The sequence below is a fragment of the Pelomonas dachongensis genome, assembly GCF_043555865.1.
GTDB lineage: Bacteria > Pseudomonadota > Gammaproteobacteria > Burkholderiales > Burkholderiaceae_C > Pelomonas > Pelomonas dachongensis.
This window is the reverse complement of record NZ_JBIGHY010000014.1, coordinates 54,275-76,088: the sequence shown is the minus strand read 5'-3', so window position 1 is coordinate 76,088 and position 21,814 is coordinate 54,275. Positions and strand designations below refer to the sequence as shown.

Genomic DNA, 21,814 nt, shown 5'->3' with positions numbered 1-21,814 from the left:
GACATGCTATCGACTAAGCCAGGGGTGAACTGGCTGTAGACCCACATCAATAGTGTCGCAATCAGGCAATTATCCTGCCTTGGCGGTCCCATTTATGAGATCAAAGAATAGTTGTCGCTGTGTGATTTACTAGATGCTGCATTTAATTGGGTTATTCAAAGGGGCGAAATAAATCTTGAGAAAAATTTGTTTTCGCTCTGTTCTCGAATTCAGTCAATCCCTTCCATGCGCTGCCACGCCATCGAACAATCAACACCAAGCCATTTCATGACTTACATTCTCAAAGAAATCACCGACAAAATTGGCAATCGCATAGTTTCCGACTCCGAAAATAGTAAGTATATTGGTGCGGTCATACGCGGCGGCTGGCAAGACTCCGAATTTCCCGAAGGATTTGCAATCGACGAGGTGGCTGATTCGTACCTAGTGATGATTCCATTCAACCTGCCGGACTTTAGATCAAACGGTGACTATGCCTTCTTCTATGAAGGAAAAATGTATCACATAACATTCTTGGCCCCATCACATTCAATCGTGGGTGTTCGCGATAGCGCATCCAACAAAGTTTCGCCAACCGGTGATTTTATGGATAGGTTAGCGGCCGCATTTGCGGCCCATCATCGCCTTGTAGGCGTTGTTGGTGGGGTTCCAAAAGCCTTTGGTGGTCTCGTTGTTCCTGAGCATGACGAAGGAATGACGAAATGAGCATCAGTTTCGCGGAAGCAAAATCGCAACTCGATGCTTTGTTTGCCAGCAAGCCAGACTCGTTCACCCGTGCCGAGCTGCTAAGCATCTTCAACGAGGTTAGCGGAAAAGTAGAAAGCGCAGGGCCACACAATACTTTCCTTCTCTACTCCGGCGATCTCTCGGACGGGCAACACACACGCTTCGCCGCTAGCGAGATGGCAAAGAATATGGGCGTGGTGACCATTGCCAAGAGCGAGGTTGGAAAACTGCTCAGCGACATTAATGCAAGATCATTTCTGCTTCCTCTGAAGGACGCTCTAGCGAGGGAGATAAATCCAGCAAAATTAGATTTTGCCAGCCTTGATGCAGCGGAGGTGTCCGAGGTAGATAGGAGGTTTGATGAGGTAATGAATGGCCGGCAGCCCGATGGCAGCAGAACGCCAACTGGCATATGGGATATTGCTTCCAGGAAATATGTGGAAAGCAATTCCGGGAGTTGGAGGGTTCTCGCCGGCGCCAACGCAGGTGATCAGAGCATCCTGGTTCAAACGGAGCTGCCTGCCCTTCTGAGAAAAACCGAGTCATTTCTCATTGATGGCATAGAAAACAGCCTGTATACAACCGGGCTGGATCGCGCCAACGCAGGTCAGGTCAATCTCCAAGTGAACAAGATACTTGGTAATGCCATTGCGCAGACCTATTTAAGCAACATTGCAACCTCTAATCCAATTTCATATTTGCCCTATTTGGAAATGACTCCCGATCGAGTTCAGGAGTTGCTCAATGACAAGACAACACTTGTCGACGGAAAAATCCATAGTGCGCGCCTCGTGGAGTACATGGGTGCACTGTCCCCGGAAACCCATGCGAGATACATGAGCGGCATTAAGTCGGCCATCTCCGGGCTCGATGCGCTCAGCAAGACAATTCCAGTAACCACGCTTGCACGGTTCGGCACCGTTTTTGGATTGTTGGGCTTGGCCGCTTCGGCACATGCGGCTAAGCAGGCAAATGACGAGGGAGACCCGGAGGAGGCGCTGAGGATCATGCGTGACTACGCCGCTGAGTTCGCGGCGTCGGAGTTTGCGGCCAGGATCGCGGGAGGCGTGGCAGTCATAGGTATTGGCCTCGCGACGGCGGCGGGTGTTGCAATCAGTGCACCTGTAGCGGGCTTGCTGGTGTTGGGCTCAGTCTTGTTAGGTGGCTACTTTGGTGGCGAGAGCGTAAAACCTCTGCTCGAGTACCTCAACGACCGAGACAATAACGGACGCATCGATGTGCTCGATAAGCTCAAGAACCTAGTCTTTGGTGCTACTTGGGTTATCACCGATCCGGTGCCGGCTGAGTTGATCGACATGGCGCTGAATCTGGAGTCTGGCGCGGCATACAAGCCGCTGGACTTGAACTACTCCCACGAAGATATTGTCGCCAGCGCGAAAATCAGCACCGCCTGGCGGTACGCGCTTCGCGAGCTCAATTCCTTCGTCATAGAAGGAGTGGACTACGCGCCATATAACCAGGACAGGAGCCTGGATCTCTTTGACCCGCTGACAGGCGAAGGCGCAATGACGGAGGAGTACCTCAAGGACCGCGCAGCCATGCTGACGTGGAAGGTCCGTTTTGATCGGGGCATGTCAGATGATAACGATGGCATCCCCTTTGACGGCCCGAAGCCTTATGACCAGGATTGGGACACGAATTCAGTGCAAGGCAACTGGGACTTTGTCGACCATAAGATTCGCCTGACCGGTGGCGCTCCGTTGACCCTGGCCATTGATGGTGTCGGTCTGAGCCTGAGCGACCACCAGATCGTCTTCGGCAGCAGCAAGGCCGAGGCCCTCGTTGGTGAAGGCGATGGCGACCGCATGTACGGAGGCGGCGGAGTGGACACCATCCACGGGCGTAAGGGCTACGACTACATCGAAGGACAGGACGGCAACGACGTCTTGCATGGTGAGGAAGGTCTTGACACGCTGCGCGGCGGCAGCGGTGACGACCAGTTGTTTGGCGGCACCGAAGCCGATGTATTGCAAGGCGATGCCGGAGCCGACGAGCTGCACGGCGGCACCGGTGACGACTTGTTGCTCGGCGGTGCTGGCAACGATGAGCTCCATGGTGACACCGGCAACGACTACTTCAGTGGCGGATTGGGCGCCGATACGCTCTACGGTGGCGACGACAACGACTACCTCTTCGACGAAGGCGGGTTGGACACCAACACGCTAAAGGGGGAGGCCGGGAACGACATTCTCGAGATCAAGGGCGGCACCGGTATCGCCTTGCTAGACGGTGGAGCCGATAACGACATTCTGATCGGCGGCCAGGGCAACAACTCGCTGGACGGGGGTGCCGGCAACGACTCCATCAAGGGCGGTGGCGACTACGACATCATCAACGGAGGAGATGACTCAGACTTCGTCGATGCTGGTGGCGGCAATGACGAGATCACCGGTGGTGAAGGCGCCGACTACCTAAAGGGTGGAGCAGGCAGCGACACCTACAACTTCGACGCGACCAACTTTGGAGCGGACCTACTCGAAGACCGCCAGGACACAGACCGGATTCGCATTGCGAATAAGGACGTCCGAGCAGCGACGTATGACGCTGACAAGATGGCGTGGCTATCGACCGACGGCGTCGAGATTCGCAAGTACGACATCGGCGGCTCCACGCTTCTCTCCATCGGCAAGAGCGGCGACAAGCTCAACACCATCTATCTGCGCGACTGGCAGCCGGGTCGGTTTGGCATAACGTTGTCTGGAGATGACCAATCTCCTGCGCGCCCCTCCGTTGCCACGCCGGCTCTTGCAACACGCCCTGAGAACAACAACGTAGACCTCGCCTACACCGATGCCGCCGACGGCGGCTCCGGCAACGACATTCTGCGCGGCTCGGACAGCAGCAGTGTTCTGGTCGGCGGTACCGGCAACGACATGATCGAGGGCCGGGACGGGGACGACTGGCTGGAGGGCGGAGACGACTCGGACCTGATCGCCACAGGCGAGGGCAGGGACGTAGCTCTCGGAGGCACAGGCAACGACATCCTGCGTGCCGGCGTAGCGCTTGACCTGGCAAAAGGCGTACTGACCGGCACTGGCCTGCCGGCTCTATTCTGGACGGCGACGAATCCTGGTTTCCTCGAGGACGACGACACGACTAAGGAATTCACGTTCAAAGTCGACGGACAACAAGTCAGCGTCCGCCACCCGGAACTGGCAGCCTTTGACTTGAACTTCACAGCCGAGTTGGACATCACGTCGACGCTGACCAGCCACCTGTGGTGGTATGACTCCGGTAGCGTCAATGCCAGTCTGGAGCCTTCGCTGAATATCACGGTGACGCTGGGCGACCCCGAATCGGTCCAGCGCGACGGGGTCTATACCCAAGCCAACGCGCCGAGCAGCAATCTTGGCAAGGGCAAGGCGTACACGCTTCTTCTGCACGGCGAGGGGCTCCTCAAGCCGGGCACGGGCATCGAAGGTGCGCGGCTCTATGGCGGCACCGGTGACGACGTCCTGTATGGCGCCAATAACAACGACAAGCTCTACGGAGAAGACGACAACGACCTTCTGATCGGTCTCGATGGGGATGACGAGCTGTACGGCGGAAACGGCAAGGATGAAATGTCGGGAGGGGCAGGCCGCGACCTGCTTGACGGCGGTGACGCCGACGACCTTCTTGTAGGCGGCTACGGCGCTGACGTGCTTGTCGGTGGAGAGGGCAACGACAAACTTGTTGGCGACGCAATTCTTCTCGATGGTACGAACGACTATCCGCCGGGTATGGACAAGACCCAGATGGGTGGGGACTACCTGCAAGGTGGTGCCGGCAACGATTCGATTTGGGGCAACCATGGCGACGACTATCTCTTCGGCGGCATCGAGGACGACCTCGTCTTCGGTGGTGAAGGCGATGACCACCTGTTCGGCGAGGCTGGCGCTGACACCCTCTCCGGCGGCAGGGGCGGCGACTACCTCGATGGCGGCGCCGAGAAGGACCGGCTGTACGGCGATGAAGGCGGTGACATGCTCACGGGCGGATCCGGCGACGACGTCGTCCATGGCGATGACGGCGACGACAACGTGGACGGTGGTGAGGACAACGATGCCGTGTTTGGCGACAGCGGCAACGACTATGTTCGAGGTGGCGCCGGCAATGACCGCGTCTACGGCGACGCGGCAGGCTCTACCGATGGCGCGGACATTCTCGAGGGCGGCACCGGCAACGACTTGTTGGTCGGCGGCGGCGAAGCAGACATGTACGTCTTCTCCAAGGGGGATGGCCAGGATGTGGTGAACGACGATGGGGCCGACGGCTCTAGAAACGTAATCGCCTTCAAGTTCGCCAGTGGCGAGACGCGCAAGCTGGAGCGAGTCGGCAATGACCTGATCATCAAGTACGGCGCCGATGACCAAGTCACCGTGAAGAACTGCTATGGTGGCACCGCGTTCAGACTCGCCTCGCTGGGCACCGGTGACGGCGGCGAAGGAGGCGAAGCGCAGCTCACAATTGCGGCTATCCAGTTCGAAGACGGCGTCGTCTGGGGCAAGGACGAGATCCTGGCCATGGCACCAGCCCCTGTCGTCGGCGAACTGCCGCCTGACCCGTTTGCGGGGCTGGAGTCGATCTACTTTGTCAATGCATTGTTGATGCGTGAGCAGGTGAAGGCTGCAGGCAAGCATGCGCTGACGTTCTCCTTCGCGACTTCCGCACCCTCAGACGTCACAGGGTTGTATCTCTTCGACGAAACGCAGAAGCAGGCCGTTCGCGAGGCGCTGGCACGGTTCAGCTCGGTTCTGAACCTGAGCTTCACCGAGGTGACGCATGGCGGATCTTCCGACCTGAGTTTCTACCTGGACGACCTGGAGTCCAACGGTCTCGGTGGCGCGGCCGGCTACGCCAGCCCGACGACGGGCGAGATCCATCTCAACAGCGAGCTGTTCTCCGCCCAGCGGCAGACGGAGACCAGCGAGCTCGTGAAGCTCGGATCACTGAGTGTCGGCTCAGACGGGTTCGAGGTTCTCCTGCACGAGATCGGACATGCACTTGGCCTGAAGCATCCCTTCGAGCCGCCTGTGCTGCCGAACGCGGAGAACACGACGGCCAACACGGTGATGTCGTACACGTCGTCGGGTGCCCCGGCGACTGCCTTGGCAGCCTTTGACGTGGCTGCGCTGCAGTACCTCTACGGGGTGGCAACGGCAACCGGCGCGGGCGACGACACCCACACCTTCCGGAAACGCTGGGTTCAAGACAGCGGCGGCACCGACTTGTTTGACGCCGGCACCGAGACGGTGGCTGTCAACGTCAACCTGACGCCCGGCTCCTGGATCTACAGGGGAGAAAAGGCCAGCAGCATCCTCGGCGAGAATCAAGCGTTCATCGGATTTGGAACGCAAATCGAGAACGCCACCGGTGGCTCTGGCAACGACACGCTGACGGGAAACGCTTCCGGCAATATTTTGAAGGGTGGTATTGGCGATGACGTCCTGAAGGGCGGGCAAGGCAACGACACGATGTCTGGCGGCAATGGCGATGACTACCTTGCTGGCGACGAGGGCGATGACACCGTCCAGGGAAGTGCAGGGTCTGACACCTATGCCTGGGGCGCGGGGCTCGGCAATGACGTCATCTCCGAATTGAGCAGTGCACCCAACGACACGGACACTCTGCGGGTCATCGGTGGTCTGCTGCCTTCGGACGTGGTACTGACGCGCTCAGGGAACGATCTTGTTCTGCGGATTCGCTCCAGCCATGAAACGATGACCGTTAGGAACCACTACACGGGAACGGGTATCGAGCGGATCGTCTTTGATGACAATACGCAATGGGACTCCACGACGATTCTCGAAAAAGTCTCCATTGCCCTGACCGATGACGACGACTACTTCCAAGGTTCCTCGATCAACGAAATCATGGACGGACTGGGCGGCCAAGACACGTTGCTCGGGGGGGCAGGGAACGACACCATAGCCGGCGGCGCTGGGGACGACAGCCTGTTCGGCCAAGACGGCGATGACGTATTGAATGGGGGCACCGGCAACGACAGCCTTTACGGCAATGCGGGCGATGACGTCTTGACTGGCGGTGCAGGGAATGACTATTTCCTGTCCAGCGGCGGTAGTGACACCTACGTCTTCGGTCGAGGAGACGGCATCGACACGATAGATTACGGCATTCTGCCGACGCACACCGCCATCCGCCTGCAGCCCGGCGTCTCGTCGGCGGACTTGGTGGTCTCGAGCGACGCGGTTTTCGGTCGGGATCTTTCGTTGAAAATTGCAGGCACGAGTGACAGCCTCACGTTGAAGCAGTTCCTCACGTGGGGATTTGCCGAGGACTACGTGAAACAAATCAGCGTCGAGTTCGCTGATGGCACTGGGTGGACCGGCGAGCAGACACTGCAGCGGCTCTACAGCGGCACGCCGGGTTCCGACCATCTGGTGGCCAGGGCGGGCGGTTCAGCGATCTCAGGTGGCGGTGGCTATGACACCTTGGTCGGCGGTGTTGGCAATGACACGCTAGACGGCGGTGCAGACGATGACAGCCTCACCGGCGGCTCTGGTGACGACACGCTCATGAATGGCGAGACGATGGACGGCGGCATGGGCGACGACACCTATGTTGTCAGCGGCTCCACCACCATTCGTGATTCTGGCGGCGCGGACATCGTGTACCTGCCCGCAGCCGCAACGCCATCCAACGTCAAGGTTCTCAATGGTCTCGACTATGCGATGTACCTGCAGTACAGCGACGTCACCGGGACCACGAGCATCCGCTTCGATGACTATTTCAAGGACTCGGCCGACAGCCGAGTGGACGAGTTCCGTTTTGGGGATGGGTCGATTTGGACGCTCAGCGACATCATTGCGCGAGCCAAAATCAACAACCTGACCGAGGGGGACGACAACTATTGGGTGCACGGATTTGGCTGGGGCGACAACATCAGTGCCAAGGGTGGCAATGACTACGTCCATGGCCTGGCCGGCAACGACACCATCAACGGAGGCGCCGGCAACGATGTCCTTTACGGGGAAGTCGGAGACGACACCGTGCTGGGGGGCGACGGCGACGATCAGCTTGACGGAGATGATTTCGACGTCAGGGCCGTTGGCAACGACCTTCTTGACGGGGGCGCCGGCAACGACACGCTCAATGGAGGCAAAGGTGACGACGTGTATGTCTTCGGCCGCCAATCGGGGTACGACATCGTCAACGAAGCGGGAGGCAATGACCGGATCGTTTTGGACGCAGGCATCATGCCGGCCAACGTCACCATGTTCAACGACAGCGGCGATTTGGTCGTGGTGCTGGACGGCAGCCGCGTGCAGATTCGGGTGGCGGGACATTTCGGCAGCGCATCCGGCAAGATGGTCGAATCCATCGTCTTCGCTGACGGCACAGTTTGGGACCAGGTCTATTTGGCCTCGCACGCCGCGGGCCCCGGAACTGCCAATCAGTTCACCGGTACGGTGGGCAACGACAGCTACACGGTCGACCATACGTCGGACTGGATCACCGAGGGCGTGAACCAGGGTGTTGATTCAGTCACCAGTTCCACCTCCTACGCACTGCCCGACAACGTCGAGAACCTGACGCTGACAGGCATGCTGAACCTGTGGGCGAAGGGCAACCCGCTCGCCAATCTGATCGTCGGCAATCCGGGTGACAACCGACTGGCCGGTGGTCGAGGCGAGGATACGCTCAAGGGTGGCGTGGGCGACGACTTCTACGACATCACCATCGGCTCGTTTGCCCAGGGTGGCGCCCCGTCCGAAACAACGATCGTAGAGAACGCCAACGAGGGTGTGGACACAGTTCTCGTCGATAACTATGACTACACGCTGCCCGAGAACGTCGAGAATCTGATCGCTCAGTCGACTTGGCTGACCAAGTCGTATCCGCGAACGTTGGTCGGGAATTCGGCAAACAACGTCATTGACGCTTCCTTCGAGCAGTTCGCTGGCGCACGGCTGGATGGCGGTTTTGGAGCGGACACGCTGATCGGCGGTCTCAAGGAAAACGTCTACGTGGTCGACAACGCTCTGGATGTGTTGGTTGAACCAACAAACGGGGGCACGGACTCTGTCGAGACGAGCGTCAGCTGGACACTCGCGCCACAGTTCGAGAACATCAAGCTCGTCATGGGCTCCGGGGCAATCAGCGGCACAGGCAACGCTGCCGATAACGTTCTGGACGGCAGCGAGAACAGTTCCGCCAACATCTTGACCGGAGGCCTTGGGAACGACACCTACTTGCTGGGGGTCGGCGACACGGCCATCGAAGCCGCGGGCGGCGGAAACGACACGGCCATTCTTCGAACCGGTGTGACTGGGACCTACCGCGTCTCCGACTTTGCGAATATAGAAAGCTTGTCGCTGGGCAGCGAGATGGGGGCGTCGACCATCCTTGGCGGCGCAGGAGGCGAAACCCTGGTTGGCAACGGACGCCGCAACCTGATCAACGGCGCGGGCGGCGACGACTTCCTGTCTGATCAGTCTGCTGCCGGTTCTCCCGAGGACAATGTGGACACGCTGATGGGTGGAGACGGGAACGACAACTTGACATCCCGATCCGGTGCAGATTGGCTGGAAGGCGGCCAGGGCGACGACAAGATTCTTGTCAATGGCGCCGATACAGTGTGGTGGGCGCCCCGTCCGACCGTGCGCTTTCAGAAGGGCGACGGCGCGGACGTGATCAGTGGCAGTCGTTCTATCGATATCAGCGTAGGCGGGTGGACTGTCTGGGACCTTAGGGTCTCGGCGCACGATTCTGGCTATGTGCTCGCCTTCGGAAACAGCGCTGACAGCATCACGGTCCAGTCCGCCTTTCAAAAGGTTCGCCTGGTCTTTGACGACGGCACAACCGTGGATGATGCGGGCGTTGCTTCCTTGGTGTCCAACCCAAGTGGAGCGGCCACCACAGGAGTCGACTTCCTTCGTGGCACGGCTGGGTCCGATTCCCTGTACGGTCTCGCGGGCGACGACACCATCGTGTCGGGCGGTGGAGATGACTACGTCAATGGCGGCGATGGTGCCGACATCATGCTTGGTGGCGCTGGTTTGGACGTCCTGGAAGGCGGCGCGGGCAATGACACCCTCGATGGCCAAGCCGGAAACGACATCTACAAGTTTGCGCGTGGCGACGGTGCAGACACCATCATCAATACCATCGCCGATGGCAGCTCCGATGAACTTCAGTTCGCCCCGGGCATCGCACCGAGCGAAGTTGTCGCGACCCGCAGTGGCAGCGTCGATCTACGGCTTGCTCTCGACGGCTCCGCGGATTCGATCTTGATCACCGGTTTCCTGAACGCGGGCGCGCCAATCCAGCTCGTCCGGTTTGCGGATGGCACGACGTGGGATCGCGCGGCACTGCTCAACAAGTTGACGACCGTCACCGGCACATCCGGAGCTGACACCCTGAGCGGGAGCGCGGGCGACGACAAACTGTATGGCCTGGACGGCAACGACTGGCTGGACGCGTCCGCCGGGAATGACACGTTGGACGGTGGCGCGGGTACCGACACCTTGCTTGGCGGCACCGGCGACGACACCTATGTTGTCGACTCCACAGCTGACCTCGTTTCGGAGTTCGCAGGTGAGGGGACAGACAGCGTCACGTCGTCGGCGACCTATACGCTGGGCACCAACGTTGAAAACCTGACGCTGACGGGCGCTGCCGCGCTGAATGCCACCGGCAACACCGCCAACAACAACCTGACGGGCAACAGCGGCGCGAACCGCATCGATGGTGGCGCAGGCGCCGACACGATGATCGGTGGCGCGGGCAACGATACCTACGTGGTGGACAACGTCGGCGATGTCATTGCCGAGATGGCCGCTGGCGGCACCGATGGGGTGGAGGCCAGCATCAGCTACGCGCTGGGTTCCGAAATCGAGAACCTCACGCTCACCGGGACGGGCGCCATCAACGGTACCGGGAACAGCCTAAACAATAGCCTGGCCGGTAACAGCGGCGCCAACCGCCTCGACGGCGATGCGGGTAATGACACCATGGTGGGCGGTGCGGGCAACGACACCTACGTCGTGGACAGCACGGCAGACGTCGTGACAGAGGCCGCCAATGGTGGAATGGACACGATCGAGTCGAGCGTCACATGGACGTTGGGCACCGGCGTCGAAAACCTGACCCTGACCGGCTCGGCTAACGTCAATGGTACAGGCAATGGCGTGGCCAACACCCTGCGTGGCAATGCAGGCGACAACATGCTCACCGGCGGTGCCGGCAACGACACCATGATCGGCGGTGCGGGCAATGACATCTACGTGATGGACGTGACGACTGATGTCGTGACCGAGAACGCTGGTGAAGGCAACGACACGATTCAGATCGGCGTGACGTTGTCTACCCTGGTTGCCAACGTCGAAAACGTGACCCTGACGGGCACATCGAACATCAACGTCACCGGCAACATGCTGGCCAATGTGCTGACGGGCAACAGCGGGGCCAATCGCATCGACGGGGGGGCGGGTGCAGACACGATGATCGGCGGAAATGGCAACGACATCTACGTCGTGGAAAACGCTGGCGATGTCATCACCGAGATGGCTGCAGGTGGCACAGACGCGGTGGAGGCAAGCATCAGCTACACGCTCGGCGCAGAAGTCGAGAATCTCACACTCACGGGAACGACTGCCATTGACGGCGCTGGCAACAGCCTGGCCAACAGCTTGACGGGCAATTCCGGCAACAACCGCCTGGACGGCGGCGCCGGTAACGACACGATGGTGGGCGGTGCCGGCAATGACACCTTTGTGGTCGACAGCCTGTCCGACGTCGTCACCGAAGCTTCCAATGGCGGCACGGACACGATCGAGTCCAGCATCACCCTGGGGACGCTGGTCACCGGAGTCGAGAACCTCACGCTCACGGGCACCGCCAACGTCTACGCCACCGGTAACAGTGTGGCCAATGTGCTGCGTGGTAATTTGGGCGACAACATCCTCACCGGTGGCGCCGGCAACGACACCATGATCGGTGGCGCTGGCAACGACACCTACGTCCTGGATGTCGCCACTGATGTCGTGATCGAGAATGCTGGCGAGGGCACCGACACGATTCAGATCGGCGTGACGCTGACCGCGCTGGCGGCTAACGTCGAGAATGTGACTTTGACGGGCACGTCCAAGATCAACGCCACGGGTAATGCGCTGGCCAATGTGCTGACGGGCAACAGCGGTGCCAACAGCCTCAGCGGCGGTGATGGCGACGACACGCTCAACGGCGGTGCCGGCGCCGACACCATGGTGGGCGGTCTGGGGAACGATGTCTTCTATGTGGATTCAACCGCTGATGTCGTGACGGAGAGCAGCGGTCAGGGCACGGACACTGTCATGTCCTCCGTGACGCTGACCGCAGCACTCGCCGCCAACGTCGAGAACCTGACCTTGACCGGCACGTCCAACCTCAATGCTCTGGGGAACACGCTGGCCAACATCATGACCGGCAACAGCGGGGCCAACAACCTCAACGGCGGCGACGGCGACGACACCCTGGACGGTGGCGCGGGCAGCGACACGCTTGTCGGCGGCCTGGGCAACGACATCTTCTACGTGGATTCCACAAGCGACGTCGTCACCGAAGCCAGCGGCCAGGGCAGCGACACCATCATGACCTCGGTGACGCTGACGAGCCTGGCGGCGAACGTCGAGAACCTGACTCTGATCGGGGCTGGCAACATCAACGGCACCGGTAGTTCTGGAGACAACGTGATGACCGGCAATGCCGGAAGCAACATGCTGACCGGCGCGGCTGGCAACGACACCCTGGACGGCAAGGCCGGCGATGACACGCTCTACGGCGGCGCAGGTGGTGACACCTACCTCTTCGGCATCGGCTATGGCTCGGACCGCATCATCGACAGCGATGCGTCGGCGGGGGTCAAGGACGTCGTGAGGTTCGGTGCGGGCATCGCCCAGGCGGACATCGCGTTTGCACAGAACGGCAACGCGCTGGTGGCGACGATCAAGAGCACGTCTGAGGCACTGACGATCCAGGACTGGTACTTGAGCACCAACAACCGCGTCGAAGAGTTCCGCTTCAATGATGGAACCGTGCTGACCAGCGTGCAGGCCCAGTCCCTCGTCGGTGCAATGGCCAGTTTCAGTGCTTCGTTCGGTGGCATGGCCGGCGCTGCCTATGAACGCACTCCCTGGAAAGGCCACAGCGACCTACTGATGCCACAGATGACCAGCATGTGAGCGGTTGCGCTGCAACAGTGCCGTGTTCCCTATCTCCTGAATCCGTGACCTCAGCCGGAACCGATCGGCACTGAACGCCAACGGCCTGGCTGCAACCAGCGAATGGGTTGCCATTGCGCCTGAACCGTCGGCGCTTTCAGGCCATCCCCCCGCGTCAGAATGGTTGTCGCCCCGATAGATCCAAGACAGGGGCGGCGATGAAAGACGAGAGTGGCTCGGTACGGACAAGCATTCAAGGACGAGGCTGTAGCGCGCATGCTGCCCCCGGAGAGCGCGCCAGCGGAAGAGGTGGCGCTGGAGGTTGTCCGCCGCTTCGCCCGCATCTACGAGGTCGAAGGCGAGCTCAAGCACCTCGCCGACGACGAGCGCCGTGTGCAACGGCAGCGGCTCGCCAAGCCGCTGTGGGCAGACCTCAAGCAGTGGCTTGAGCTTGAGCGCCGACTGGTGGCGGACGGTGGCGCCGCGGCCGAGGCCATCGACTACACACTCGGGCACTGGACGGCGCTAACGCGCCATCTCGACGACGGCGCCGTCGCGATTGACAACAACCACCTCGAACGTCAGATCAAGCCCTGGGCGATGGGACGCCGCGCATGGCTATTTGCAGGCAGCGAACTCGCCGGCCAGCGTGCCGCCATCGTGCTGAGCTTGGTGCAGTCGGCGCGCATGAATGGACACGACCCGTGGGCCTATCTGCGTGACGTGCTGGCACGCTTGCCGACGCAGCTCAACAACCGGATCGAGGACTTGCTGCCGCACCGTTGGACAACCCACGCCGCAGACGTCCTGGCCGCTGAATGAAGAACATCGAAACCCTCATCGAAGACGGCGGGAGCATCTCGCTTGGCGCACTCGACGAGATCGAATGCGTTGCTGCCGCATCCGACTCGCACAACTCGCTCGCCATGCTGGTACGGCGCGAGGGCGAGACGCTTACCGCGCTGCTCAAGCGACTGGATAAGGCAGTTGGTCGCCACTACGCGGACGGCGACGTCGTCGACGAAGTCAACAACCCCAGCGACTGACCGCTCTCCGGTCAAGGTGGCGTCGCTGGACGCTCATCGTCCAGCCGCTTACCATTCGTGAGCAGACCGGGCACCGCAGCGATGCCGTGCTGGCGCGGTACATCCGGCCAGTCGAGAAGAGGAAGATTCCGTCGCTACTTTGATGCAGCCCGAAGCCGCTGCGTACGGGCTCAGACCCAGCGCAGTGCGTCAGCGCGCCAAGTGGCCGTTGCCTGACTGCCAGCTGCGGCGACTTCCGTTGGCGGCCACAGCAGGTCGTCCAGCAGCGCCACGGTGTCACCCAGGCTGGCGGCTTCAATGCGGTTCTTGTTCAGGAAGGCTTGCCACTGGCGCAGCTTTGCAGTGTCTTCGCTGAACTGCTTGGTCAATGCCAAGGGCCGCTCGGTGGGCAGAGCCGTCTGCCGCCGGGCGAAGGTGGCTGCAATGGCTGCGGCCAGCGTGGCGCCATCCAATTCTGTGCGCCTTGCTATTACCGCGAGGTCGAAGAAGTCCTTCATGCGGCTGTTCGCTTGTCCCAGCATCACCATGGCATGGTACTTCTCGGCAATCACTGTGTAGACGGGATAGACCCACAGCGTGGGGGCGGGGAAGTCGCCCAGCAAGGTGGGATAAGCCACCGTCTGTGGCTCCGGCGTCACGGCATCACCGAAACCCACGTCGATCTGAAGAGCGCAGCGTGCGGAGCCGATGCGTGCCACCAGCGTGATGCGGGTGCCCCCGTAGGTGTTGTCCTCGCGAAGGGCATCGGCCTTCACGGAGTCGGCATCAAACACAATGCCATCGCCCAGGTCCATGGCGGCGATATCGCGAAAGGTGGCGATCAGGTTCGCCTCATCGTCGGGGCCGAAGCCGAGCAAGTCGGCGTCCCTGGTCGGCCGGTGCGGGGTGTCGTACCAGAGAGCAAAGAGCAGGGCGCCTTTCAGCAGGAATCGGTCAGTGTGCGGGGATAGGCTGACGCGGGCTAGCAGGCGCTCCATGCCGAAGCGGTTGAGCAGCAGGTTGTAGTCGTCGCCGCGTTGCTTGGCGAGGGTCAGCAGTCGGGCCAGGATCGACGCGGAAAGGTTGACGGTCATTGCGTCACCGCCTCGAGGTAGGGCTGCATGACACGTTCCACCCGGTTGATTTTGGCGAAGTGACTCAGCTCGGCCATGGTGACCTTGCGGCTGCGCCAGGCATCTTTCAGCGCCTCCAGCGCCACGTCCAGGCCGATCTTGTTGCGGAACTTGAAGCAGTCGGTCACCGTCTTGGCGGCGCTGTACACGCGGATGGGCGCGTCGTGGGCGGTCATGGTCTGGATGCCATCGCTGTAAGCGGTGCCGCGCAGGCGCGTGATGCGCAGCGTGGGGTAGCTCAGAGCCGGGGTTTGTGTCGCCTCGGGCAGCGCGATCCACACTTCGTGCGGCAGTTGCGTGCCGATCTCATGTAGTTGCAGCGCGCTCAGCAGGCACAGCACTGCCTTGGGCACGCGATGGCAGACCTCGATCAGCGTCTGGTGCTCGGTGACTTCAGCATCGGGCAGTCCATACAGGCCACGGCCCAACCGTTGCAGCTTGCCGGCTTGGTGCAGCCGGATCAGCAGCTGCGGGGACCAGCCGTGCTCGCGCACATCCCCCGCCCGCAGCACGCGCCGGTGCCGGGCCAGTTCGAGGATGTGGTCAGACTGGTTCATGAGGGGTTAGTTTAATATCCGCACTACTTTTGTTCAAGTAATGCGAAATTCAATCAGTTCCGTGCCGTGGTATCACTGCTCGCCGATCTTTCGCATGGCCGCCGTGGCTTCTTCCATGGCGTTGCGAACCGGGGCGACGCTCAATCGAGCGTAGACCTTGGTTGCTTCCGGGGTCTTGTGGTTCAGAACCCTGCCGATGATTGGCAGGCTGGTGCCGCTGCTGGCCAGCCAAGTGCCCAGCGTGCGGCGCCGCGCGGCTAACAGGAAAGGCACCAAGGCAGTTCCTACCGCCCATCTGACCGAAACCTTATCCGCGCAGTCACCGGCCTGACCGTCAGTCGCATCGACCTCCAGGCGGGAACCGAGCGCTACCGAAGTGATGTGCTTGCCGGCGCGGCCAAGGGCTGGACGAACAAGGGCGAGCGCTGCTCGAAGAAGACTTGCGCTCACCCTGCAATGAAGCGATTGCCGTGTTCCAGGCGTTCTCCCGCACTATCCGCGAAGCAGGGCGCAAGTGTCAGCGGCCGGCTTGCTGAGATCGGTCCGAGTTCGATGTGTTGCCAGCGGCAGGAACGGTGGAGGCGAACTCACAGCCTGACGCAGTGGGCTGGTCTACTGGGAGACTTCATCCACAGGACGCTGCACAGGACGTGGAAGCTCGTCAACAAAAAGTCTGGAGATCGCGAACACGACGGGCACGTAGTCGATGACGGCCTGGGTCTCTCGCCGATTGCCGCCGTAGGCCCTGACTGCAGCTTCAAGGTTGCCCTGCTCATCGCGCAACTGCTGCAATATCTCCGCGGCGATGCCAAGGGACGAGCATTCATCCATCAACTGATCGCGCAACTCGGCCGGCTTCAGCTGCTTTGATGCCCTTATTCCGGCAGGTGCCTTCGGGTCGTTGGCCAGGCGCGCAAGGGTGGATGGACGGATCTGTGCTGGACCCAACGACAGATCGGGTAGACGCCCGGACATTGCCAGCCCCGCCGTCGCAAGCCACCATTCCAGCCTTCTCTGTGCGCCACCGCGATTGAACTTTTCAACAGCTACGACGGCCATGGTCAGTGGCGCAAGCGAAGTGCTCTCTGGCCCCTGGTCGCTGGACGACGCGCACTGCTCCACGCTCGGATCCGCCACCACCGAGAAAGTCAGCAAGCCTGTCGTGGAATCGATGCCTGTACTGAAGCCTGACAAGTAGCCGGATCTGAGGACGATGTTCGCGGCGACCCGGTCCTGAGCAGCGCTTTGCATGGCGTGGTTGAAGGGGCGCTGCAACGTGCCCTGCTTCTCCAGTGGAATCATCGGGATGAGTACGGGAGGAATTGGCTGCGCTGGTTCTTCCTTTCCCGGCATGCCGCTCCCGGCCTCTGGCTTCAAGTACTCCGAGCCGGTCAGGCTGAGGCAGCCGGCAATTGCCAGCGCGCCGCACAGCAGTGGCATCGCGAGCGCTCGGGTTCCTGGCGTGCTGAGAGGAAGCCCAGCAGTGCCGCTTGTCCGCAGACGAAATCGCATCATGACGTGATCGCTTTCATGGCAAAGGAGGCCAGGCTGGAGTTCAGCAGCCAAAGCCCGCCTACGCGTGCCAGTTCCTTCATCGACACCGATTCAATGCCGGGCGGGCCAGCTGCCCAGTGCTCAAAGAGATAGATGCCGAACAGCATCCCCAGTACCGTCACATAGCCGAATGCCAGCATGTACACCGCATACAAGCCCAGGAATGCAGGCTTCAGATGGGCGACGGCAGGACTGGCCAGCAGATCCCAGTAAACCATCGCAGGCCATGCGGACAGCAGCGAAGCGAAGAAGCCGGCCGCGAACAAGGTGGGGGAATACAGGCCCCTGATGCGGCGTGCCAGGCTGGACCTGACCCCACGCCCACCCTTGGGTCCGGACCAGCCAACGATGTACAGGCCAGCCGCAAGGCCTACCAAGAGCGGCGGTGCGGTCTTGGCCAGCAGGGCAAGGACGTGGTTGTGCGCCGTACGGTCGGAGAAGAGGGACTCGAATGTGAAGTAGAAGTCCATCGGGATCAGCAAGGCTTCGAGGCGCGCAACGACCAGCGTACCGAATACCACCAGCACGAAGAGCGGCGCGTGGAGCTGAGGGAATGGTGAGTTCATGAGCTGCTGACACCCTTCAGTTCAAAGAGGCGATGTGGCGGTCCGGAAAGTCCCCCACACCATGTAGCGGCCGATCAGCAAGGCAATCCCGACGATGGCTACTTCGGAAAATCAAAATGCCAGAGCAACTCTGGCGGGGCTTGCGCCTTGACGTCCTTGCCGTGCTTCACGGCCTTCTCAGTCTTGATGTCATAGCCGTTGCGTCCATCTGTCGTGATGACGAAGGAGCCCGCCACGAGGCCCTTGGTGCTGATGCAACCGGTACTGGAACAGGGTTCCTTGGGCCTTGCCTCGCTGGTCTGGAATACCGCCTTGACGGGTGGAACGAGTGAGCAACTCACCTTGACCGTTTGCAGCAGCACCTTGTCGATCACGTCCTCCCTGGGGTGGAGGAAAGATCCCTGGTTGTCGCCGACGCTGATGACGGCGACCTCGGGTTGCATGGCGTTGTAGTAGCCGCTGGGCGTGCTGCTCTCGCTGCCGTGGTGGGCCACATGCATGACGCTCACGCCGCGACCTTCTGGAATCAAGTCATGCGCCACCAGCGCCCGGGCGACCCGTTCCTGGATCTTCTTCTGGCTCGTCTGGTGGTCCGTGCAGGGATCGTTGCCACCCCCGAGATCGCCGTCCAGGATGTACGAGAAGTTGCCGTGGCGTATGAAAAGCGCGATGGAGCGGTCGTTCTCGTTGCGCACCGCTGGCGAGGTGGTTTCTCCGAGGACGACACCGTTGGCCGCCACGACATGGGCCTCGGCGCCGTCACCCAGGGCGATGCGCAGGCCCACGGGGATGGGTTTGAACTTCTTGGCCCAGGTCTTCTGCGCCGGATCGAGCCAATGGGACTTCATGGTTCTCGAGATGGACTTCGTCGTGCCGGGTTCGTAGTTCGCGATCGAGACGTTGAAGCCGTCCTTTTCGACGAAATGCTTGTAGCCCAGGTAGTGATCCTTGTCGGCGTGGCTGACGATTGCATAGTGAACGGGGTCACCTTCGCGCATGCCTACTTTCTCCCGCAGGTACTTGCCGATGTTCTTGCCGCCCGGCAGATTGCCGAAGTCATACATGATCTTGGTGCCGTTGGGGCCGACGATCAGTGTTGCGCCGCCTTGTTCGACATTGATGTAGTGGATCTGCAGCTGCTTGACCGTTGCGGCCGTTGCGGCGACTGCAGGCTTGGATTGGGGCTTCGGCTGGGCGAGCGTCGCGGGCTTGGACTGAGCCTGGACCAGGGACATCGCCAGACCGCACAGCAGCCCCGTGGCGACGGCTCGCAGGCTGTGCCGACGCGATAGGCACCTGGGCCGCTGCGCAGTGGCCATCACGCTCACTTTTCCTTGCCGGTGGTCTTCAGATCGGTCAGCATGCCGGTGATCAAGTCGCGGCGCATCAAATCGTTCTGGATCTCTTCCCGTGCCAACTGCTTGGTCAGGAAGATGCGGATCGCATCCGACCCCGGATCTACCTTGCGGACGGAGTCGAGGTTCAACTTCTCACCCAGCACGCTGATCGTCTTCTCGATGGCCCCGTAAACGACCTTCACGCCGACACCGGTCAGGAAGCCAAGCGCGCCGGCCTTCAACTGCAGTCCGCCCGCCGTGAAAGTGGTGGGGTCATAGATGACCTGAACGACGCCACCCAGGATGGCACCCAGCAGGATGCGTGTCGCCCAGCCGCTGGAGATGGTCTCGTCGTAGCAGCGAGCTTCCGTGAAGTCGGACAGGCGCTTGAGCAGATAGACGCAGGATCCCAGTGCGCCCCACAGGAAGGGCTCCAGGACCTCCAGCACATAGCGATGAAAGTTGACGATCCACACGGCTGGTGCCAAATCCTCGGGCTCAGGATCCTCGCCAATCCAAAGGTTCAGCGACTCGTTGGCGAGCACCAGCACAAGGATGACCGCGCAGGTCAGGTAGAGCGGCCAAAGCAGCTTCCACGACGGGCCCACCGTGTCCATCACGCTGCGACCCGTGACCGGCTTGGTGAGCTCCGTCAGCTGGCCGTAGCGAACCATGATGTCGGTCCGCGACTGCCTTCCAGCTTCCCGCGTTGCGCCCCGTTCGGGTCCTTCATCGTCGGCACTTTGCAAGGTCGTGGGTGGCAGGGTGCCGAATTCGTACGTCTGGACCGCATCCATGAGCGGTCGCGTGATGGTTCCCTGAGGGTCGAGCCCTTGATCGGTGGCGTATTGCAGCAGCGCCTTGACCTCGGCCAGGTTCACCGGCTCGGCCTTGTTCTTGAGCTCTTCGTTTTGATCCATAGGTGGGCCCTGCGTTCAGCCGAGATGGAACTCGGGTACCGGCCACTGCGGGGTGGACGCAACGCCGGGCACCACGTGCTTGCGCATCGCTGCGTCTGCGAGTGCGTAGCCCCAGTTGATCAGGTATCCCTGCTCCTGGGCCGTGAAGGTGTTGAGTCGTGTGCGGATCTGGCAGAGGCCATCCGACTTCTTGGAGTCCTTCATCAATGCAGAGGCGAGCCCGTAGTCGTCGATGCGCGTCCGGATGCCCCAGTAGCTGCCCTTGCGGACCTGGTCGATGAAGTCGTTCACAAGCCGGCGCTTGCGCAGGGCTCGCGCTTGATTGGTGACGATGTCCATGACGCGCAGTGACTGCTCAGTCCACGCCGCGGCCGCAGAGGGGACCACGTCCAGGGGCGCCCCGGCATCGCTGACGAGGACGGTGCCGCAGCGGTCCCAGATCCCTTCCAATCCCAGGTTGTCGTAAACGCCGCCGTCCGTGAGCGAGACCTGGGTGCGCAGTTCCACAAGTTCATCAGAGAAGCAGTCGGCACCCTCAAGTGGCTTCCAGGCGTTGGCTGGGAACTTCAGAATCACCGGTGACAACACCGGCGGAAACGCGCTGGACGCTGCGACGGCACTGGCGAGAGACAGCGTGGGCTTCTCGATCATGCCGATGCGATAGTCCGCCAGGAACGGTTGCGAGAACCGGAAGCTGGATCCGGTCTGCAGATTGGTTGCATAGAGCGTGAACCGGGGTGCGCCAGCTCCCTTGGGAAAGTCCTGTAGCGTGGCGTTGCCGAACAGGCCGTCGGCGTACTTCTCGGTGACCTTGTCGCTGATGGAACTGTGGAAGGACAGCAATCCCTCCAGGCCGGCGCTGACGTCAATGCCCTTTGAACAGAAGGTGCGCAAGGGCGTGGCGATCTTGGATACGAAGTGCGGCGATATCCCTTGCGCATCGAACTGCAATTCGTGCCACCGCAGGCCAAGCAACGCCGCCGTGATCGATCCGCCAGACACGCTGCTGTAGCGATTGACTTTTGGTAGCCAGCCCAACTCATTGAGCCGCCACAGGCTGCCCACATGAAACAAGGTGGCGCGAAAACCTCCGCCCGACAATGCAAGTCCGATCTCATCCGATGTTGCTGCCTTTGGCATGAAGCCTCCTCACCGACACGCTGTCACGGTCTTTGCGCCGCCATCAGCGCGCTGGGTCAGCACAGCAGCAGTTTGATGCGGCGAGGGGCGGGCAGGCAGCTGTGTTCAGCGCTTTTCGCCTGCCCATACTCACATTTGAGGATGGGTGGCATTGGGTTGGGGATAGGGTATTCAGCACCAACGCCCCGCCGATTGAGGGGGCATGACCATGGGGCCGCTTCGTCAACTTGTGAGAACCCTCGGCCAAGTTCCTTGGCCTGTATCCACTGAATCAGGAGAATTGGTGGTGTCGGCGCCTGGGGTTGGCGCACTTCCACTGCAGCGTTTCGGGGTTGTTGTTGCGCTGGCGGATGTAGCGCATGAGCTTCTTGTCCAAGTCCCAGATCGAGGTGAAGACGCCACGGCTGATCACGTCGCGCTGGATGCGTTGGGACCCGCTCTCGACCTGAGTGAGCCATGACGAGTTGTTGGGCGTGTAGTGGGTCTGCACGTTCGGGTGCGTGGCCAGAAACGCGTCGACAAGGCCGGTCTTGTGGCTGCCGACCTTGTCGCAGATGACGTGAATCTCTAATGGCACCGATCAAGCCTTGACTGCGGGACGGCTGTGTTGGTGGACAGCTGGCTTGAGAGTCGCGCACCTCGCAACATGACAGAGGGCTCGGCTTGAGGTGCCAGATCCCTGAGATCGACTG

At 61.1% G+C, this 21,814-nt stretch carries 12 protein-coding genes and 1 pseudogene; 4 read left to right on the top strand and 9 right to left on the bottom strand.

What is annotated here, in order from left to right; genetic code table 11:
• The first annotated feature begins 267 nt into the window (after window positions 1–267).
• From ACG02S_RS24220 to ACG02S_RS24205, 4 genes are all read left to right on the top strand, one after another.
• Window positions 268–705, top strand: coding sequence for a hypothetical protein (locus ACG02S_RS24220; RefSeq protein WP_394473065.1), 438 nt, complete (start codon window positions 268–270; stop codon window positions 703–705).
• On the top strand, window positions 702–12,911 hold the full coding sequence (locus ACG02S_RS24215) for a calcium-binding protein (protein ID WP_394473064.1): 12,210 nt from the start codon (window positions 702–704) through the stop codon (window positions 12,909–12,911). The genes ACG02S_RS24220 and ACG02S_RS24215 overlap by 4 nt, the downstream gene beginning before the upstream one ends.
• 255 nt (window positions 12,912–13,166) lie before the next feature.
• Entirely contained in the window at window positions 13,167–13,712 is a 546-nt protein-coding gene (locus ACG02S_RS24210; protein WP_394473063.1) for an IS66 family transposase, read from the top strand.
• Window positions 13,709–13,936 carry a hypothetical protein gene (locus ACG02S_RS24205; protein WP_394473062.1) on the top strand — a complete coding sequence of 76 codons (228 nt, stop codon included), beginning with the start codon at window positions 13,709–13,711 and terminating at the stop codon, window positions 13,934–13,936. The genes ACG02S_RS24210 and ACG02S_RS24205 overlap by 4 nt, the downstream gene beginning before the upstream one ends.
• A 170-nt stretch (window positions 13,937–14,106) precedes the next feature.
• On the opposite strand, the gene ACG02S_RS24200 is transcribed toward ACG02S_RS24205, so the two are convergent.
• The 9 genes and pseudogenes from ACG02S_RS24200 to ACG02S_RS24155 form a co-directional block, all read right to left on the bottom strand.
• Complete coding sequence (locus ACG02S_RS24200) at window positions 14,107–15,009, bottom strand: nucleotidyl transferase AbiEii/AbiGii toxin family protein (RefSeq protein WP_394473061.1); 903 nt, start codon at window positions 15,007–15,009, stop codon at window positions 14,107–14,109.
• Entirely contained in the window at window positions 15,006–15,605 is a 600-nt protein-coding gene (locus ACG02S_RS24195; protein ID WP_394473060.1) for a type IV toxin-antitoxin system AbiEi family antitoxin domain-containing protein, read from the bottom strand. Before ACG02S_RS24195 ends, ACG02S_RS24200 begins: the two co-directional genes overlap by 4 nt.
• A gap of 72 nt (window positions 15,606–15,677) precedes the next feature.
• A complete protein-coding gene (locus tag ACG02S_RS24190; RefSeq protein ID WP_394473072.1) occupies window positions 15,678–15,881 on the bottom strand; it encodes a hypothetical protein in 204 nt (67 codons plus the stop codon).
• 336 nt (window positions 15,882–16,217) lie between these two features.
• A complete protein-coding gene (locus ACG02S_RS24180; RefSeq protein ID WP_394473059.1) occupies window positions 16,218–17,045 on the bottom strand; it encodes a lysozyme family protein in 828 nt (275 codons plus the stop codon).
• A gap of 71 nt (window positions 17,046–17,116) precedes the next feature.
• Window positions 17,117–17,725 (bottom strand): hypothetical protein, encoded by a 609-nt coding sequence (locus tag ACG02S_RS24175; RefSeq protein WP_394473058.1) that lies wholly within the window; start codon window positions 17,723–17,725, stop codon window positions 17,117–17,119.
• Between the two features lie 98 nt (window positions 17,726–17,823).
• Window positions 17,824–18,960: a ComEC/Rec2 family competence protein gene (locus ACG02S_RS24170; protein ID WP_394473057.1), complete on the bottom strand. Its 1,137-nt coding sequence runs from the start codon at window positions 18,958–18,960 to the stop codon at window positions 17,824–17,826.
• Window positions 18,961–19,049: 89 nt separating this feature from the next.
• On the bottom strand, window positions 19,050–19,982 hold the full coding sequence (locus ACG02S_RS24165) for a hypothetical protein (RefSeq protein ID WP_394473056.1): 933 nt from the start codon (window positions 19,980–19,982) through the stop codon (window positions 19,050–19,052).
• Window positions 19,983–19,997: 15 nt separating this feature from the next.
• Window positions 19,998–21,122 (bottom strand): patatin-like phospholipase family protein, encoded by a 1,125-nt coding sequence (locus ACG02S_RS24160; protein ID WP_394473055.1) that lies wholly within the window; start codon window positions 21,120–21,122, stop codon window positions 19,998–20,000.
• Window positions 21,123–21,393: 271 nt separating this feature from the next.
• Window positions 21,394–21,690 (bottom strand): annotated as a pseudogene (locus ACG02S_RS24155) (IS630 family transposase); the annotation flags it as partial.
• Window positions 21,691–21,814 lie beyond the last annotated feature (124 nt).

What these genes read in the sequence shown, in the direction of transcription:
- ACG02S_RS24170 (WP_394473057.1), bottom strand. Translation starts at nt 18,960, where the DNA reads ATGTCCCTGGTCCAGGCTCAGTCCAAGCCCGCGACGCTCGCCCAGCCG.
- ACG02S_RS24215 (WP_394473064.1), top strand. Translation starts at nt 702, where the DNA reads ATGAGCATCAGTTTCGCGGAAGCAAAATCGCAACTCGATGCTTTGTTT.
- ACG02S_RS24200 (WP_394473061.1), bottom strand. Translation starts at nt 15,009, where the DNA reads ATGACCGTCAACCTTTCCGCGTCGATCCTGGCCCGACTGCTGACCCTC.
- ACG02S_RS24210 (WP_394473063.1), top strand. Translation starts at nt 13,167, where the DNA reads ATGCTGCCCCCGGAGAGCGCGCCAGCGGAAGAGGTGGCGCTGGAGGTT.
- ACG02S_RS24205 (WP_394473062.1), top strand. Translation starts at nt 13,709, where the DNA reads ATGAAGAACATCGAAACCCTCATCGAAGACGGCGGGAGCATCTCGCTT.
- ACG02S_RS24195 (WP_394473060.1), bottom strand. Translation starts at nt 15,605, where the DNA reads ATGAACCAGTCTGACCACATCCTCGAACTGGCCCGGCACCGGCGCGTG.
- ACG02S_RS24165 (WP_394473056.1), bottom strand. Translation starts at nt 19,982, where the DNA reads ATGGATCAAAACGAAGAGCTCAAGAACAAGGCCGAGCCGGTGAACCTG.
- ACG02S_RS24160 (WP_394473055.1), bottom strand. Translation starts at nt 21,122, where the DNA reads ATGCCAAAGGCAGCAACATCGGATGAGATCGGACTTGCATTGTCGGGC.
- ACG02S_RS24180 (WP_394473059.1), bottom strand. Translation starts at nt 17,045, where the DNA reads ATGCCACTGCTGTGCGGCGCGCTGGCAATTGCCGGCTGCCTCAGCCTG.
- ACG02S_RS24175 (WP_394473058.1), bottom strand. Translation starts at nt 17,725, where the DNA reads ATGAACTCACCATTCCCTCAGCTCCACGCGCCGCTCTTCGTGCTGGTG.
- ACG02S_RS24220 (WP_394473065.1), top strand. Translation starts at nt 268, where the DNA reads ATGACTTACATTCTCAAAGAAATCACCGACAAAATTGGCAATCGCATA.